This window comes from Pantoea sp. Acro-807 (assembly GCF_011752675.1).
In the GTDB taxonomy this organism is placed as follows: Bacteria; Pseudomonadota; Gammaproteobacteria; order Enterobacterales; family Enterobacteriaceae; genus Pantoea; species Pantoea eucrina.
On the sequence record NZ_VWXE01000004.1, the window covers coordinates 65112 to 80385 of the forward strand.

The following is a 15274-nucleotide window of genomic DNA, read 5'->3' on the forward strand; positions in this document are numbered from 1 at the left end:
TTACTTGTTCAGACGGGTCTGCGCATCTTTCAGCGCGGCGTCCACGCTCTGGCGTCCTTTCAGCGCGTTAAGGGTGGCAGTGCGCATGGCGTACCAGAAGGCGGACATCTGTGGGATGTTTGGCATGATATCGCCGTTCTGTGCGTTGCTCATGGTGGCGGCGATACGCGGATCTTTCTCCAGAATTGCCTGATACGATTTCAGCGCCACGGCGCCCAGCGGCTTATCTTTATTGACCGCCTCAAGCCCGCTGTCGGTCAGCAGATAGTTCTCCAGAAACTCTTTTGCCAGCTCTTTGTTGGGGCTGGCGGCGTTGATACCGGCGCTCAGTACACCGACAAAGGTTTTAGAGGGTTTGCCATTGAGCGTTGGCAGGGTGGTCACCCCGTATTTGATGCCGCTCTTGTCGATGTTGCTCCACGCCCACGGACCATTAACCGTCATCGCCGTCTGCCCTTTATTGAATGCCGCTTCAGCGATGGAGTAGTCGGTATCCGCATTCAGCACTTTGGCTTTGACCTGATCCACAATGAACTGCATGCCCGCTTTCGCCCCGGCGTTATCCACGCCGGTGTCTTTGATATCAAATCCACTTTGCGTAGGTTTGAAAGCATAAGCACCGCCTGCCGCCAGCAGTGGCCAGGTGAAGTAAGGCTCCTGCAGGTTAAACATGATGGCGCTCTTGCCTTTGGCGCGCAGCTGCTTGTCCAGATCGGCGATGGCTTCCCAGCTTTTTGGCGGTTCGGCGACCAGATCTTTGTTATAAATCAGCGAGAGGGACTCGACCGATACCGGATAACCAATCAGCTTGCCGTTGTAGCGCACCGCATCCCAGGTAAAGGGAAACAGCTTGTCCTGCACATTTTTGTCAGGTGAGATCTCCGCCAGCAGACCTGACTGCGCATAGCCGCCAAAACGGTCGTGAGCCCAGAAAATGATATCGGGGCCATCACCGGTGGCGGCCACCTGCGGATACTTCTCCTCCATCTTATCCGGATGTTCCACGGTGACTTTGATGCCGGTCTCCTGCTCAAATTTTTTGCCAACCTCGGCCAGTCCGTTGTAGCCCTTGTCACCGTTGATCCAGATAACCAGTTTTCCCTCTTCGATCTTTGCGAGAGCCGAAGCAGAGAACAGCACGGCGGAGAGCGCGGAGAGGGCGAATAAGCGCGAGACGGTTTTCATTGTCATAAGTCCATCCTGTAAACGAAAGCGGGAAGTAAGCGTCCCGTTTATTGTCAGGTTCTGCAGCACGGTTTCATCCTCCTGCTCTCTACGCCTGCAGGCGTAAACGCGTGATCCTGCCTGCAAAAATCCCTGTTTTTATGGGCTGGCGCACACTTTCTCTCGCTTTTTTCTGCGTCTGACATCACAAAAATTTCTTCATCCGGCAGCTGGCAGCCGGCACGCATCCTTTCTCCTCCTCCCGGCTCATCCCCCGTGCATTCACGTTGTGGTGGAGGATGTCAGCGGCTGCCGGGGCTTTCATGATGAGCCACAGAATCGGCCAGCAGTCATATCAGCCAACAGGGCACGTTGAGAGGAAAAGTATTATGGCGAGCGTTGCGTTACGTCATGTCTCCAAAACATGGGGTGAAACCGAAGTCTCGAAAGATATCAATCTTGAGATTGCCGAAGGTGAATTTGTGGTGTTTGTCGGACCATCCGGCTGCGGTAAGTCGACCCTGCTGCGGATGATTGCCGGGCTTGAAACCATCACTAAAGGCGACCTGCTGATCGGCGGCAAGCGCATGAATGAGGTACCGCCAGCAGAGCGCGGGATCGGCATGGTGTTTCAGTCATATGCGCTTTATCCGCATCTGGACGTTGCGGAAAATATGTCCTTTGGCCTGAAGCTGGCCGGCGTCAGGCGCGCCGAGATCCAGCAGCGTGTAAACCAGGTAGCCGAGGTGCTGCAGCTGGCGCATCTGCTGGACAGGCGGCCCAAAGCGCTCTCTGGCGGTCAGCGGCAGCGGGTGGCGATTGGCCGGACACTGGTGGCTGAACCGCGCGTTTTTCTGCTCGACGAGCCGTTATCCAACCTTGATGCCGCGCTGCGCGTCCAGATGCGCATCGAAATTTCGCGACTGCATAAACGGCTGAAGCGCACCATGATCTACGTTACCCACGATCAGGTAGAAGCGATGACGCTCGCCGACAAAATTGTGGTGCTCGAAGCAGGGCGCATCGCGCAGATTGGCAAACCGCTGGAACTTTATCATTACCCCGCCAATCGCTTTGTCGCCGGATTTATCGGTTCCCCGCGGATGAATTTCCTTCCGGTAAAAGTAACCGCCACCGCAATCGATCAGGTTCAGGTGCGTCTGCCCAACAATCAGCTGGTCTGGCTGCCGGTCGAGAGCACCGGCGTGCAGATCGGCAGCAACATGTCGCTGGGTATCCGGCCTGAGCATCTGCTCTCCAGCGACATCGCCGATGTCACGCTGGAGGGAGAGGTGCAGGTCGTTGAGCAGCTCGGCAATGAAACGCAAATCCACATTCAAATACCCGCCATCCGTCAAAACCTGGTTTACCGCCAGGAGGACGTGGTGCTGGCAGAAGAGGGCGCCCTGATGGGCATCGGCCTGCCGCCGGAACGCTGCCATCTGTTTCGTGAAGATGGCAGCGCCTGTCGCAGGCTGCATCAGGAGCCTGGTGTGTACCCTGCAAAACAATAAAAGCAATGATCTCAGGAGATAAATAAATGATAACTCTGCGCAAACTCCCCGTGGCGATCGCTATCGCTGCGGGTACCCTGTCCGCCTCCTCTATGGCGGTGGACTTCACCGGTTACGCCCGTTCCGGCATTGGCTGGACCGGCAGCGGCGGTGAACAACAGTGCTTCCAGGCGACCGGCGCACAAAGTAAGTACCGTCTGGGTAACGAATGTGAAACCTACGCCGAGCTTAAGCTGGGACAGGAAGTCTGGAAGGAGGGCGATAAGAGTTTCTATTTTGACACCAACGTTGCCTACTCCGTATCGCAGCAGAATGACTGGGAGGCAACTTCACCTGCCTTCCGCGAAGCCAACGTTAAAGGCAAAAACCTGATTGATGCTTTGCCGGGCTCTACTATCTGGGCCGGTAAGCGCTTTTATCAGCGTCACGACGTGCATATGATCGACTTCTACTACTGGGATATCTCCGGTCCCGGCGCAGGCCTGGAAGATGTTGACCTCGGCTTCGGCAAACTCTCTTTCGCCGCCACGCGCTCATCAGAAGCGGGCGGCTCCTACACCTTCTCCAGCGATCGCATCCGCGACTACGCAACCAGCACCGCGAACGACGTGTTTGATGTGCGCCTGGCGGGTCTGGAAACCAACCCGGATGGCGTGCTGGAACTCGGCGTCGACTATGGCCGTGCTAACGCGCGCGACGGGTATCGTCTGGAGGATGGCGCGTCCAAAGATGGCTGGCTCTTCACCGCCGAACATACGCAGAGCATGCTGAAAGGCTACAACAAGTTTGTACTTCAGTACGCAACGGACGCGCTGACTTCGCAGGGCAAAGGGCTGCCGCAGGGCACGAATATCAATAACGACGGCAAAATGTACCGCGTGCTGGATCACGGTGCCATCTCGCTGGCCGAGCGCTGGGACCTGATGTACGTCGCGATGTATCAGAACACCGACCTCGATAATAATCGCGGCAACGAATGGTACACCGTGGGCGTGCGCCCGATGTACAAATGGACGCCTATCATGAGCACGCTGCTTGAGCTGGGCTACGACAACGTGAAGTCGCAGCAGGTCGGCGATCGCAACGGGCAGTACAAAATTACCCTGGCCCAGCAGTGGCAGGCGGGCGACAGCATCTGGTCCCGTCCGGCGCTGCGCCTGTTTGCAACCTATGCCAAATGGGATGAGAAGTGGGGCTATAGCAAAAATGCCGATGGCAACCTGACCACGCTGGCCGCTGCTGACAGCACCGGTAACGGCCTGTTCACCAACAGCCGGGGCGACAATGACGAGTGGAGCTTTGGCGCACAGATGGAAATCTGGTGGTAAGCCTCAGCGTTACCCTGTAACAGAATGGCCGCACCCGCCGGTGCGGCTCACCGATTAGGCAGCGCTGGCCATTGCCTGGTGCCGGCGCTGCCTCCAGCTATCAGAGATAAAACGATGAAAAAAACGCTTACCGCGCTCTGCCTGAGCGCTGCGCTGCTGACCGGCGTTACGCTGCCCGCTGTCGCTGATATTAATCTGGTGCCGCAGGATCTCTCCACCGCGCCCGCCGTTTCACCTGAAACTCTGCAGCGCCTGAACTGGCAACCTGCTGACACGTCGCGTGCGGTAACCACTCAGCTGCGCGACAGCGGCACCGGAGATGCTCTGCCGGGGATCCGTGGTCCGGTTGCGGCGTATAGTCTGCCAGCCAGTCAGGGTGAGCTGACCGTTACGCTGAGCAGTGAGGTTGCTGACAACCGCGTGTTCGCGCCTAATGTACTGGTGCTCGATGAAAACCTGCGTCCGGCAGCGTGGTTCCCGTCGCAGTTCTTTGCTTACCAGCAGCCGGGCGTCATGAGCGCCGATCGTCTTGAAGGCGTAATGAAACTGACGCCGGTGCCGGGACAGCAGAAAATTTATCTGCTGGTCTTTACCACCGACCGGGATCTGACCCAGACCACCACGCTGGTCGATCCGGCCAAAGCTTACGCGAAAGGCACCGGCCATGCGGTTCCTGATATTCCCGATCCGGTTGCCACACACAGCCAGAGCGGCAGGCTGAAGCTGAAAGTCTCCACCAGTTCCGCGTCCTCTATTCTGGTCGGCCCGCTGTTCGGTTCATCGGCATCGGCTCCGGTTGTGATCGGCAATACTCAGGCGCCTGCGCCCGCTGCCGTGCGTCCCTCCTCTGCCGTGAAGCCGGTGCCGCTGGAAAACGACACCGAAAGTTACTTCAATCAGAATATCCGTCAGGCGGTCAGCCAGGGCAACATTGATAAAGCGCTGAAGCTTCTGAATGAGGCCGAGCGACTGGGGTCCACCTCAGCGCGGCAAACGTTTATCAGCAGTGTAAAAGGCAAGGGGTGAACCTGCCCCGACAGTGCTGAGTTGCAGCACCTGGTGCGCTCCGGCGCACCTTTTTTATTGCAGAAACCGCCCCGGTCCGGGGCGTCTGATCAGGGGTGCCGCTGACGCACGTGACTGACCTCCTGCAGCAGGTGCGTAATCCCTTCATCCGTAAACATCGCCTCCAGCGACAGCGTGAGCTTGCGGCGCCAGTTAGGGTAACTGTCCACCGTACCGGGCACGTTTACCGGCCGATCCATATCGAGCCACTCCTCCGGCTGCAGGCCAAGCAGGGCGCTGTTACTGGCCGCCACCAGGTGGTGAACCGCACGGTTTATCGCGCGGCGCATGGGCGCACGGCCGCGCTGAAGCGGATAGCGGTGCGCCAGCGCTCCCTGCTGCTGCAGCGTATGCAGCAGCGCCTTTTTTGCCGCCGCGCGCTCGCGGTACAGACCCGACAGGATCGCTTTATCCGGATAGAGTCCCAGCCTGCTGCCCAGCGTTAAGTCATCACTCTGCCACCAGCCGCGCAGGGTAGGCATATCATGCGTGGTGACAACCGCCATCGCCTGCCGTGGCCAGGCTTCCGGCGCGCGAAACGCGCGCGTTGCCGTCTGCTCAAAGTAGAGCACTTTGTAGGAGTAGACGCCGCTGTCGCGCAGCTTAGCGACAATCGCTTCCGGTACGGTGCCCAGATCCTCACCTATCACCATACAGCGATGGCGCTGGCTCTCCAGCGCAAGAATGGCCAGCAGGGCATCAACCGGATAGTGAACGTAGGCGCCCTCAGCGGCCTTCTCATGTTGCGGGATCCACCAGAGGCGCAGCAGTGCCATTACGTGATCAATGCGCAGCGCGCCGCAGTCGCGCATATTGGCCCGCAGCAGATCGATCCACGGGGTAAACGCACGCATTGTCAGGATCTGCGGATCCATCGGTGGCAGCCCCCAGTTTTGCCCCAGCGGCCCCAGAATATCGGGCGGCGCACCCACGCTGGCCTGCAGACAATAGAGATCGCGTTCGCGCCAGGTCTCTGCGCCATCCTGCGCGACGCCTACCGCCAGATCGCGGTAGAGGCCAACCGGCATCTGCTGCGCGCAGCACACGGACCAGCAGGCCGCGAACTGAGAGGCAGCCAGCCACTGCAGCCAGAGGTAAAAGCGTACTTCGTCGCTATGTTCAATACGAAACGCCAGCACGGCGGCGCTGTCGGGATGCTGATACGCTTCCGGCCAGCTTTTCCAGCCGTACAGCGCAGGATTTTTGGCGCGCTGGTGCGCCTGCAGCGCATCAAACAACGCCTGACTCAGCAGGCTCTGTCCGCCCGCTTTAACAAACGCATCAAATTCCTGCATTACCGGTTCATCCGGCGAACGTCGTCTGAACTGTCTCCAGGCAAGGCGTAAGCCCTCCAGCTTTAGCGCGGTAACGGCGGCGTAATCTACGTATTCGCTGTCACGCGCGGCCGCAAGCCGCTGTTGGGTATCAGGCTGCTGCCACCACGCCTGCGCCGCCTCACTGAGTCTGAAATCCTCCACGCTATTGACGTCGATATAGAGCACATTCAGCCAGCGGCGCGAGGAGGGGCTGTAAGGGCTGGCACCCTCAGGATTAGCCGGAAAGAGGGCGTGCAGCGGATTAAGCCCGATAAATGCGCCGCCGCGCTGCGCGATCTCTGCCGCCATCTGGCGCAGATCGCCAAAGTCGCCGATGCCCCAGTTATGCTGCGATCGTAGCGTATAGAGCTGCACGCAGCAGCCCCAGAGCTTGTCGCCGGCCAGCAATGCCGGTGGCTCATAGCAGCGCGGTGGCGCAACAATCAGGCTGCAGCGCGACAGCAGCGCCGGCTGCGTCAGGGTCAGCTGATGATAGCCTTCCGGCAGTGCCGGCAACCGCAGCGTTTCACCAGGCTGGCACTCACCTGACCAGCGCTCGCCCGCTTCACTGGTCAGCTCCCATGCTGCCGCCCCGCTCAGCGCTGGCTCTACTACCACGGCTTCTCCGCCACGAAAAATTGCTACCGGGGGCAGCGCTGACGGTGTAGCGAGAGGCGGCTGTATGATCGTGTGCAGCCACTGCTCGGTGGCGGCCGGAATGCGGCGCGGTCTGCCGTGAGCATCAATATATTCCGGCGCGATCAGCGCTGCCGGAGTAAGCGTTGTCATTGTCATCTTCAGCGCACCGCCTGCCAGATTCGTTGCTGATAGTCACGAATAGCGCGATCGGCGCTGAACATGCCGCAGCGTGCGGTATTCAGGATCGCCGCGCGGGTCCAGGCTTCACTATCGGCCCAGCGTTTTTCTGCATCCTGCTGCGCATTGAGATAGTGACGGAAATCGGCCAGTACCAGATAAGGATCGCCACCCTCCGCCCCGAGACTTTTCACCAGCGCATCAAATGCCGTGCAATCGCCGTCGCTAAACGTGCCATCCTCCAGCGCCGTCAGCACCTGATGCAGCTGTTTATCTTTTTTGCGCCAGACTGCCGGGGCGTAGCCCGCGCTCTTCAGCGCGCTGACCTGCTCCACGGTATGGCCAAAGATAAAGATGTTCTCGTCGCCAACCTCGCGGGCAATCTCCACGTTAGCGCCATCCAGCGTACCGATAGTCAGGGCGCCGTTCAGCGCCAGTTTCATATTGCCGGTGCCTGACGCTTCTTTGCCGGCCGTGGAGATCTGTTCCGAGAGATCGGCTGCCGGGATCAGCCTTTCTGCGACCGAGACGTTATAGTCCGGGATAAACACCACTTTCAGCCGATCGCCCACGCGCTGGTCAGCATTTATCGTCATGGCAACTTTGTTAATGGCATAGATAATATTTTTGGCCAGCGCATAACCAGGTGCAGCTTTTGCGCCAAACAGCATCACGCGCGGCGCCAGGTTGGCCTGCGGATCGCTGACCAGCGTCTGCCACAGCGCAATAATATGCAGTAGCATCAGATGCTGACGCTTGTACTCATGCAGCCGTTTTATCTGTACATCAAACAGCGCGTCCGGATTGATCACAATGCCGGTTTTCTGTTCCACCCACTGTGCCAGATCGCGTTTGTTCTGCTGTTTGATGGCGCGATATTCTGCGCGGAATGAGGCGTCCTCTGCCAGCGGCTCCAGCGCGCGCAGCGCGTCGAGATCGGTCAGCCAGGGTTTATTCAGCGAGCGGTCGATCAGTGCAGCCAGTGCCGGGTTGCACTGGTTGATCCAGCGGCGCGGCGTCACGCCGTTTGTCACATTGTGGAATTTCGCCGGCCAGAGCGCGTGATATTCCGGAAAAAGATCCTCTGTCACCAGTTTTGAGTGCAGGGCAGCAACGCCGTTAACGGCAAAACAGGTCACCACGCAGAGGTTAGCCATACGCACCTGATGATTATGCACCACCGCCAGTCTGGCCCAGATGGCAGCATTACCGGGCCACTGCGCCTCAACCTGCTGCTTAAGTGCCGCATTGATGGCATTCACAATCATTATGTGGCGCGGCAGCAGGGTACGGAACAGCGTCAGATCCCAGCACTCCAGCGCCTCCGGCATCAGCGTGTGGTTGGTATAGGCGAAGGTGCGCTGCGTCAGCTGCCAGGCGCTTTCCCAGCTGAAATCATACTCATCCAGCAGCAGGCGCATCAGTTCCGGAATCGCCAGAGTGGGATGCGTATCGTTGAGCTGAATGACTTCGCGATCGGCCAGCGTGTCAATAGCGTGACCCGCCTGCTGATGGCGGCGCAGAATATCCGCCAGCGAACAGGCGCACTGGAAATATTGCTGCATCAGGCGCAGTTTCTTACCCGCCTGATGGTTATCGTTAGGGTAGAGCACTTTAGTCAGCTTCTCTGCATCAATGCCCTGCTTTTCCGCCCGCAAAAAATCGCCGTTATTGAACCGCTGCAGGTCAAATGGCTGCGCGTGGCTCGCCTGCCACAGGCGCAGCGGCTGAACCACCCCGTTCTGGTAACCCACAACCGGCAGATCCCAGGCCTCACCCTGCAGCTGAAACGCCGGGATCCAGCGGTTTTTTCCCTGCTCAGTTTTCACCTTGCCGCCCAGATTAACCGTTACCGTCAGCGCCGCATTATGGCGAAACCAGGGGTAGCGATTTCGCCCCCAGTCATCCGGCCGCTCCTGCTGCGCGCCGTCGCTGAAATGCTGCCGGAACAGTCCGTACTGATAATTGAGGCCATAACCGATAGCGGGCTGACCCGTGGTTGCCATCGCATCGAGAAAACAGGCGGCCAGGCGGCCCAGACCGCCGTTTCCCAGCGCCGGATCGATCTCCTGTTCCAGCACATCGCTCAGCGACTGCCCCTGTTGCTGCAGCAAATCGTTCAGCGCCGGGTACCAGCCGAGGTTAAGCAGGTTATTGCCGGTCAGACGGCCGGTGAGAAACTCCATCGAAATATAGTTAACGTGGCGCTGCGGTCCCGCTGCCGGCTGCGCGGGCAGTTCAGCCAGCAGTTCGGCAAGCGCACCGCTCAGGGCATGCCACCACTGCTGCCGGCTCATCGCCTGCGCGTCGGGCAGGCCAAAGCGCTGCCACTGTCGCGTCAGGGCAGCAGAAAAACGGTCGGAATCAAAAGGTAACTGGGTCATGGCTTAAGCATCCGTCAGAGGAAGAGGTCAGCGTGCATTTTGCCTGCGCCGGTTGTGTATCTCCTCCTCCCCGGCACTATTCAGGCAGGAGGATAGAGAGGGAGGAGAGGGTAAGGAAACTCCGAAAGCGTGACAGGAGTGTGATACCCCTCGCTTTTGTTAAGCCGCGCTGCTGAGTTCGCTTGCATTAAGATGGCGTATGGATAACGTGTATGTCGAATAATTACGAAGCGTAAAATAATACTGCGCAGACGTTAACGGAGGAGCGTGCGTCGATGTTGATCCCGTCAAAACTGAGTCGCCCTGTGCGCCATGACGCCATGGTGGTCCGTAGCCGTCTGCTGCAGAAACTGAATGCCGCCGCCGTTTACCGGTTAGTGCTGATTACCAGTCCCGCAGGGTACGGTAAAACCACGCTGATTTCGCAGTGGGCGGCAGAAAAGCGCGACCTGGGCTGGTATTCGCTGGATGAGGGGGATAATCAGCCGGAACGGTTTGCTGACTATCTGATTGCTGCGCTGCAGCAGGCCACTCAGGGCAGCTGCAGCCGCAGTGAATCACTGGCGCAAAAGCGGCACTACGTTAATCTCAATGCGCTTTTCTCGCAGCTGTTTATTGAGCTGGCTGACTATCAGCGTCCGGCCTGGCTGGTTATTGACGATTACCATCATATTACCAATCCGGTTATTCATGAGGCGATGCGCTTTTTTCTGAAGCATCAGCCGGAAAATCTGACCCTGGTGGTGCTGTCGCGCGGTCTGCCACAGCTGGGCATCGCCAATCTGCGCGTGCGTGAACAGCTGCTGGAGCTGAGCAGCCAGCAGCTCGCCTTTACGCACGATGAAGCTAAACAATTTTTTGATAACCGGCTGCAGGCGCCACTGCCCGGTGAAGAGAGCGACCAGCTGTGTGATGATGTGGCTGGCTGGGCGACCGCACTGCAGCTGATTGCTATCTCAGCCCGGCAGGGCGCAGGCTCAGCGCAGGACTCCGCGCGCCGTTTATCAGGCATCAACGCCAGCCATCTCACCGATTATCTGGTTGAGGAGGTTTTGGATACTGTCGATGCCGATACCCGCCAGTTCCTGCTGAAGAGTGCGCTGCTGCGCTCGATGAATGATGCCCTCGTGACGTCAGTCACGGGTGAAGATAATGGCCGCATGCGGCTGGAGGAGATTGAGCGGCAGGGGCTGTTTTTGCAGCGCATGGATAATGCGGGCGAGTGGTTCAGCTACCATCCGCTGTTTGGCAGTTTTCTGCGGCAGCGCTGTCAGTGGGAGCTTAGCGCGGAGCTGCCGGCCCTGCATCGTGCGGCGGCGCGAGGCTGGATGAGGCAGGGTTTCCCGGGCGAGGCGATCCACCATGCCCTGGCCTCGGGTGATACCGATATGCTGCGCGACGTGCTGCTGGAGCACGCCTGGACCCTGTTTAATCAAAGCGAACTGGCGCTGCTGGAGTCTTCCCTGCGGGTTCTGCCATGGCCACTGTTGCTGGAAAACCCGGAGCTGGTGCTGCTGCAGGCGTGGCTGATGCAGAGCCAGCATCGTTTTTCCGAAGTTAACAGCCTGCTGGCGCAGTTTGAACAGCAGCGCTGCTGTGAGATGGATGCCTCTCTGCAGGGCGAGCTGCACGCAATACGCGCTCAAGTGGCCATTAACGATGGCAATGCGGAAGAGGCCGCGCAGCTGGCGCGTCTTGCTCTGCAGCTGCTGCCGGCATCGAAAAGCTACAGCCGCATTGTCGCGACCTCTGTCCACGGTGAGGTCATGCACTGTAAAGGAGAGCTGGCTGATTCACTGGCGCTGATGCGTCAGACAGAGCAGATGGCGCGGCAAGAAGAGACCTGGCACTACGTTCTCTGGAGCCTGATCCAGCAGAGCGAGATTCTGTTTGCGCAGGGATTTTTACAATCGGCATGGGAGATGCAGGAAAAGGCGTTTCGTCTGGTTCACGAACAGCATCTCGCACAATTTCCGCTGCATGAGTTTCTGTTACGCATTCGCGCGCAGCTATTCTGGGCCTGGGGTCGGCTTGATGAAGCTGAACAGGCGGCTCGCAGTGGTATGCAGGTACTGCGCGGCTTTCCTCCGCAGCAGCAGATCCAGTGTCTGGGACTGCTGATCCAGTGCTCGCTGGCGCGGGGTAATCTGGATAATGCCCGGTCGCACATTACCCGGCTGGAGAATCTGCTCAATAATGGCACGCTGCATATCGACTGGATCGCCAACGCGGATAAAGCGCGTATCCTTTACTGGCAGCTGACCGGGGATAGCGCCAGCGCCAGTCAGTGGCTGCGCGTTACCTCCCGGCCGGCCAGCGCCAATAATCACTTCTTACAGGAGCAGTGGCGTAACGTGGCGCGGGCACAGCTTCTGGCGGGCGATCTGATTCAGGCGGAAGTGATTCTGGATGAGCTGAATGAGAATGCCCGGACGCTTCAGCTCACCAGCGATTTTAACAGCAACCTGCTGCTGCTTAATCAGCTTTACTGGCAGACTAATCGTAAACCCGATGCACAGCGGGTGCTGATTGCCGCCCTGAAGCTGGCGCGCAGTACAGGGTTTATGAGTCAGTTTGTGATTGAGGGCGAGATCATGGCGCAGCAGCTGCGGCAACTGTTGCAGCTTTCGGTGCTGGAAGAGATAGATGAACATCGCGCCCGCCGCATCCTGCACGAAATTAATAAGTATCACCGGCATAAATTTGCCCATTTTGATGAGGGCTTTGTCAGCCGTTTACTCAACCACCCCGATGTTCCGGAGCTGGTCCGCACCAGCCCACTGACGCAGCGCGAATGGCAGGTGCTGGGTCTGATCTATTCCGGTTACAGCAATGAGCAGATTGCCGGCGAGCTTGATGTCGCCGCTACCACCATCAAAACCCATATCCGCAACCTCTATCAGAAGCTGGGAGTGACCCATCGCAATGAAGCCATGCACGAAGCGCGGTCGATGTTGAGACTAATGGGGTATGTGTAAACGTCGTTAAGCGATACGCAATCCCGTATTACGCGCTATACCTTACCAGTACGCTTTTTTTTCCCCATTGGTGAGGTGAAGCATGAGTTCAATCGCATCAGCGACAGAACAGGCCAGCGATCTGTCTGCATTTATCGGAACCCATTTTGTTTATACCTATGATAACGGCTGGAAATATGAGTGGTATGCCCGTAACGCCACCACCTGCGACTACCGTATTCATCAGGGACTGGTAGGGGGACGCTGGGTTACCCATCAGAAGATGCATGCGGTGCAGTTTGCACCCGGTATCTATAAGGTTGACTGGCATGAACCCACCGGCACCTGCGTAAGCCTGCTGTTCGACCTCGAACGTAAACTTATTCACGGTACGATTTTTTTCCCGCAGTGGATCGCCGGGGAGGGGCAGCATCCGGAAAAAACGATCTGTTATCAGAATGAATTCATTGAAGATATGCAGCGTTTTCGTGACGAGGGACCGGCCTATCCCTATATTATTATCCCGGAATTTGCTCAGGTCACTTATATGAAAAATGAGGGGCCAGACAATGACGAGGTGATCAACATGGCACCGGGACAGATGCCGACTGATTATTTTGATAATAAGTAACGCCATAGCCGGAATCGCCCGTATTATGTGACAACGTCACTGAAAGCGGGTTATTCCGGCTCTCACTCTGAATTTGCATTTTATGACATTATTAACTATTGAAAGCAGTTAGTTACAGGCGTCCTGGCCAGACTTCGCTATGCTGAATAGTGCGCTACGCTAATATTATGTGCCTTAACGCTGCGAGGTAAGAGAAGGATGCTGCTGAGAAAAAAGAAGTTACGTTCGCACAGCGAAGATCGCCTGCTGGCGCTCACGCTGGCGACCACTGCAGGTATACTTAACGCCATGGCATTCGGTGCTTTTGGTTTTTTCCCCTCCCATATGACCGGTAACACCTCCCAAATCTCTGCTGAAGTTTCAGGTTCCGATCTGCAGGATCTGCTGTTTCTGGCCGGCTTAATTCTGGCATTTGTCACCGGCTCAATGATCGCGCGCCTGACGGTTGCCTGGGGGCTTAAACGCAATATCAGGACCATTTTTTGTCAGGTGCTTTTCATTGAGGGACTGCTTCTGCTGATGACGTCAGTGGTGGAGATCCTGTGGTACTCAGAACGTAACAACGGTGAAATCCTTGTCACGCTCGGCCTGCTGATGGGGATCCATAATTCCACCTCGACACAGCTCTCGTCTGGTCGCGTACGCTCAACGCACGTAACCGGTACGCTGACCGACGCCGGTATTGCGCTGGGCTCTTTTCTGCGGGCAACGTTCAGCAGCAGCGAAGCGGGTGAGCGCCATCTGCATCGCAAGCTTCTTTATACCCACCTTGTAACCATCTTCTCTTTCCTCACAGGCTGCGTGGCGGGCTATCTGCTGTTCCGGCACTTTGGCTTTGACGCGATGGCTATGCTGGGAATCGCGCTTTCGCTGATTGCAGCAGGCGGCATCGCCCGTACGCTGCATCTTACCGGCGTGCGTTTCTGGTAACCCGACAAACTATACAGCACTCCGGTGCTGTTTTTTGCTGATAAAACCGGCAGCGCTGGGTGAATTCTGCAGGGTAACCAGTGCTGCAATACCTGCAGAATTCACGTAGCGACGCCGGTTTTTTGAGCTGAAGCGCCACGTCCATCATCACAACTCCCGTCAATGCCCTCTTTATAAGTTCATATAAGTCCCATTATATGAAGTTATAGTGGCATATGATGATTGTGCAATAACAGGCGCTGATCTCGCTAAACACTACGCGGGAGAGTATTCAAACGTGATCGGTAAGGTATCGGGACACACACGCCGCGCGCGATTGATTTTCCCTGCAGCGTTCATCCGCAGGCAGGTGGCAACTGAAGAAAGATATCGTGTTCCACATATATCGTTCTGCTTAAGCTCTTGCCTTCAGTGAAACGGCGCGCGTGATAACGGTGTGTAATGAGCAATTAACACCAGCTGCTCACGTTGCCCACAGGCTTCAGTTGACACCCTGCAGCGGGTCAGGCTTGAAGCTGGTATTCAGAACCGAGAGGTCAACAGTTTTGGCTGCCCGCTCTAAATCATAAGCGGCCTGAATGCGCAGCCACATCGCAGGCGTACTGCCAATTACGGCCGATAATTTGATCGCCATCTCTGGCGTTACCGCTGTTGCTCCCGATACTATTCTTGAAGCGGTAGAGGGGGCTACAGCTAAAGCACGCGCCAGTTCTCTGATACCGATCTGAAGATCTTCCATAATATCGGCAATGATTTCACCCGCGTGCGGGGGGTTGTGCATAGTCATTAATGATAATCCTCATAATTCAGAATATAGGCGTCACCATCTTTGAATTCAAAAGTGATTCGCCAGTTTCCTGTAACCGTGATAGACCAGATACCTTGTCTGTCACCTTTAAGAGGATGCAACCTGTAGCCACTAAGGTTCATATCCTCAATTTTCTCAGCCAGGTCAATTACCCTCAGGCGCATACGTAGACGCTTCTCATGAGCTGCGTTAATCTTGCGGGTAGAGCCGGTTGTATAAAATTCTTCAAGTCCTTTATGTAGCCAGGTTTTGATCATCCTTGTATCCCAGTGTTGCTTAACAGGGAACACTATAGCATGTGTTGCATGGTAAGCAACATCTCATGGCGTGTAATTTAAGAGATGAACGTTAAGATAAAAAG

11 protein-coding genes are annotated in these 15274 nt (G+C 57.0%); 6 read left to right on the top strand and 5 right to left on the bottom strand.

What is annotated here, in order from left to right; all coding sequences use genetic code 11:
• Positions 1 to 1191, bottom strand: coding sequence for a maltose/maltodextrin ABC transporter substrate-binding protein MalE (malE, locus tag F3J39_RS11100; protein WP_166714183.1), 1191 nt, complete (start codon positions 1189 to 1191; stop codon positions 1 to 3).
• Positions 1192 to 1553: 362 nt separating this feature from the next.
• Between malE and malK the strand changes: the two genes are divergently transcribed.
• From malK to malM, 3 genes are all read left to right on the top strand, one after another.
• Positions 1554 to 2678, top strand: coding sequence for a maltose/maltodextrin ABC transporter ATP-binding protein MalK (gene malK / locus F3J39_RS11105; protein ID WP_040113486.1), 1125 nt, complete (start codon positions 1554 to 1556; stop codon positions 2676 to 2678).
• Between the two features lie 26 nt (positions 2679 to 2704).
• Positions 2705 to 4006: a maltoporin gene (locus F3J39_RS11110; protein WP_040113487.1), complete on the top strand. Its 1302-nt coding sequence runs from the start codon at positions 2705 to 2707 to the stop codon at positions 4004 to 4006.
• Positions 4007 to 4120: 114 nt separating this feature from the next.
• Complete coding sequence (malM, locus tag F3J39_RS11115) at positions 4121 to 5032, top strand: maltose operon protein MalM (RefSeq protein ID WP_166714184.1); 912 nt, start codon at positions 4121 to 4123, stop codon at positions 5030 to 5032.
• 89 nt (positions 5033 to 5121) lie between these two features.
• On the opposite strand, the gene malQ is transcribed toward malM, so the two are convergent.
• Together malQ and malP are read right to left on the bottom strand one after the other, a co-directional pair.
• Positions 5122 to 7176, bottom strand: a complete 2055-nt coding sequence (gene malQ, locus F3J39_RS11120) for a 4-alpha-glucanotransferase (protein WP_166714185.1) — start codon at positions 7174 to 7176, stop codon at positions 5122 to 5124.
• An 8-nt stretch (positions 7177 to 7184) separates the two neighbouring features.
• Entirely contained in the window at positions 7185 to 9587 is a 2403-nt protein-coding gene (gene malP / locus F3J39_RS11125; RefSeq protein ID WP_166714186.1) for a maltodextrin phosphorylase, read from the bottom strand.
• 275 nt (positions 9588 to 9862) lie between these two features.
• On the opposite strand from malP, the gene malT reads away from it, so the two are divergent.
• The 3 genes from malT to F3J39_RS11140 all read left to right on the top strand — a co-directional run bounded on the left by malT (position 9863) and on the right by F3J39_RS11140 (position 14105).
• The gene (gene malT / locus F3J39_RS11130) at positions 9863 to 12565 is read left to right on the top strand and encodes an HTH-type transcriptional regulator MalT (RefSeq protein ID WP_071668334.1); all 2703 of its coding nucleotides are present in this window, start codon (positions 9863 to 9865) and stop codon (positions 12563 to 12565) included.
• 82 nt (positions 12566 to 12647) lie between these two features.
• A complete protein-coding gene (locus F3J39_RS11135) occupies positions 12648 to 13175 on the top strand; it encodes a phenolic acid decarboxylase (RefSeq protein WP_104085653.1) in 528 nt (175 codons plus the stop codon).
• Between the two features lie 198 nt (positions 13176 to 13373).
• Positions 13374 to 14105, top strand: a complete 732-nt coding sequence (locus tag F3J39_RS11140; protein WP_166714187.1) for a YoaK family protein — start codon at positions 13374 to 13376, stop codon at positions 14103 to 14105.
• Positions 14106 to 14586: 481 nt separating this feature from the next.
• Here F3J39_RS11140 and F3J39_RS11145 read toward each other — a convergent pair whose 3' ends face one another.
• The gene (locus F3J39_RS11145) at positions 14587 to 14892 is read right to left on the bottom strand and encodes a HigA family addiction module antitoxin (protein WP_040113493.1); all 306 of its coding nucleotides are present in this window, start codon (positions 14890 to 14892) and stop codon (positions 14587 to 14589) included.
• Positions 14892 to 15170 (bottom strand): type II toxin-antitoxin system RelE/ParE family toxin, encoded by a 279-nt coding sequence (locus F3J39_RS11150; RefSeq protein ID WP_040113494.1) that lies wholly within the window; start codon positions 15168 to 15170, stop codon positions 14892 to 14894. Before F3J39_RS11150 ends, F3J39_RS11145 begins: the two co-directional genes overlap by 1 nt.
• Between the last annotated feature and the right edge of the window lie 104 nt (positions 15171 to 15274).

Excerpts from the sequence above, each read along its gene's own strand:
- malK (WP_040113486.1), top strand. The coding sequence starts at position 1,554 with ATGGCGAGCGTTGCGTTACGTCATGTCTCCAAAACATGGGGTGAAACC.
- F3J39_RS11140 (WP_166714187.1), top strand. The coding sequence starts at position 13,374 with ATGCTGCTGAGAAAAAAGAAGTTACGTTCGCACAGCGAAGATCGCCTG.
- malT (WP_071668334.1), top strand. The coding sequence starts at position 9,863 with ATGTTGATCCCGTCAAAACTGAGTCGCCCTGTGCGCCATGACGCCATG.
- malM (WP_166714184.1), top strand. The coding sequence starts at position 4,121 with ATGAAAAAAACGCTTACCGCGCTCTGCCTGAGCGCTGCGCTGCTGACC.
- F3J39_RS11145 (WP_040113493.1), bottom strand. The coding sequence starts at position 14,892 with ATGACTATGCACAACCCCCCGCACGCGGGTGAAATCATTGCCGATATT.
- malQ (WP_166714185.1), bottom strand. The coding sequence starts at position 7,176 with ATGACAACGCTTACTCCGGCAGCGCTGATCGCGCCGGAATATATTGAT.
- F3J39_RS11110 (WP_040113487.1), top strand. The coding sequence starts at position 2,705 with ATGATAACTCTGCGCAAACTCCCCGTGGCGATCGCTATCGCTGCGGGT.
- F3J39_RS11150 (WP_040113494.1), bottom strand. The coding sequence starts at position 15,170 with ATGATCAAAACCTGGCTACATAAAGGACTTGAAGAATTTTATACAACC.
- malP (WP_166714186.1), bottom strand. The coding sequence starts at position 9,587 with ATGACCCAGTTACCTTTTGATTCCGACCGTTTTTCTGCTGCCCTGACG.
- malE (WP_166714183.1), bottom strand. The coding sequence starts at position 1,191 with ATGACAATGAAAACCGTCTCGCGCTTATTCGCCCTCTCCGCGCTCTCC.
- F3J39_RS11135 (WP_104085653.1), top strand. The coding sequence starts at position 12,648 with ATGAGTTCAATCGCATCAGCGACAGAACAGGCCAGCGATCTGTCTGCA.